Source organism: Prevotella sp. SGI.167 (assembly GCF_050313615.1).
Lineage (GTDB): Bacteria > Bacteroidota > Bacteroidia > Bacteroidales > Bacteroidaceae > Prevotella.
The window spans coordinates 1-1,767 of sequence record NZ_JBNPLT010000086.1; the positions used below are offsets into that span (position 1 = coordinate 1).

The 1,767-nt window shown below is 47.1% G+C and carries 1 protein-coding gene; it reads left to right on the forward strand.

Translation table 11 applies throughout. The annotated features are described in order from the left end of the window. Window positions 1-415 precede the first annotated feature (415 nt). On the forward strand, window positions 416-1,767 hold a 1,352-nt coding region (gene ltrA / locus ACQRBJ_RS15915; RefSeq protein WP_445304215.1), incomplete at its 3' end, for a group II intron reverse transcriptase/maturase.

Sequence of the window (1,767 nt, forward strand, 5' to 3'; positions counted from 1 at the left end):
GGCATGAGCTTATTCTAATGGGTGCAAGTCCCTAACAAGCCCTAATAGCGGGAATTGTATAGCCAACAGCAAGGGTGTCCACTGCGAGGTGGAATCTGAAAGAAGCTGGCGGCAAACATCTGACCTAACGTACAGAAACTTCATATAAGGCATTTGACCATGGATGAGATTGCCACACAAATCAAAGTCCTATAGCTATTCGGAATGGTTGGTGTAAATGAAGTGGGTATAAGATGGAAAGAATAAGCCCTTATCCGAGGAGGTCTCACGGACATGGCGATTAGTTGCCTTTACGAAAGTCATGGAGTAAAGCTTGCCGTGAGAAGTCAGCAGATGCCATAGTAGTGGAGTTCTCGATAACGCTCCATGAAGGGCAGAACCTATAAATTAAACGATAGTAATTGAAACGTACCTTATGAAGGAAAGAATGCAGAAAACATTGGCAGAAGTCAAGGGCTGCCCACAGAAAGATAGGACGGAATCCGAAGGATATGTGGGAGCGCAGACCTTCATGTGGATATGTGAAGACAACATCGTGGAAGTACCATTCGACAAGGAACACCTGTTGGAGCGCATCATCAGTCCTGATAACCTACTCAAAGCCTACAAGGCAGTGCAGCGTAACAGGGGCTGTAGCGGTATCGACAAGATGTCATGTGAGCAAATGCTCCCTTGGCTCTTGGCTAACAAGGCTGCCCTAATCCGTTCCTTGCTTGACGGTTCATACCGTCCGAACCCAGTAAAAAGGGTAGAGATACCCAAAGACAATGGCAAGATGCGCCTGTTGGGCATCCCCACGGTTATAGACCGTCTGGTTCAACAAGCCATCAACCAGACCCTAACTCCCATCTATGAGCGTCAATTCTCTCCAGGAAGCTACGGCTTCCGTCCGAGAAGAGGCTGCCATGATGCCCTAAGAGGTGCTCAGAAAATAATCGATGATGGCTACATTTATGTGGTTGACCTCGACTTGGAGCGTTTCTTCGACACGGTGAGCCACAGTAAACTCATAGAAATCCTCAGCCGCACGATAAAGGACGGTAGGGTGATAAGCCTTATCCACAAATATCTCCGCAGTGGTGTGATGAACAAAGGTATGTTCGAGGCAAGTGGGGAAGGCACTCCCCAAGGAGGACCGTTAAGTCCGCTTTTGAGCAACATCATGCTCAACGAGTTGGACAAGGAACTCACAAGCCGAGGTCTCCCTTTTGTCCGCTATGCCGATGACTCGATGATATTTTGTAAGTCCAAGCGTGCAGCCAAACGCGTGAAGGAATCTGTAACCCGCTTCATCGAAGGAAAACTTCATCTGAAGGTGAACAGGGACAAGACAGTTGTGTCCTATGTGCAAGGTGTGAAATACCTTGGTTACTCCTTTTATGTAATGAAAGGCAAATGCCAACTCACGGTACACCCAAAAGCCAAATCCAAGATGAAAGCCAAACTCAAGGAGTTGACTTCCCGAAGCAATGGTTGGGGATATGCCAAGAGAAAGCAAAAACTTGAAGAGTACATAAGGGGATGGGTAGGTTACTATCACCTTGCCAACATGAAACGTTTCCTCATGGAAACTGACGAGTGGCTAAGGCGACGGCTACGTATGTGTATATGGAAGTCGTGGAAGAGGGTAAAAACGAGAATTGCCAACTTGATAAAGTGTGGTATAGATAAGTACCAAGCTTACATGTGGGGCAATAGTCGTTTGGGGGATTGGCGCATAGCTGGCAGTTACATACTAAGTCGTGCGATAACCAACGAAAAGTTGAG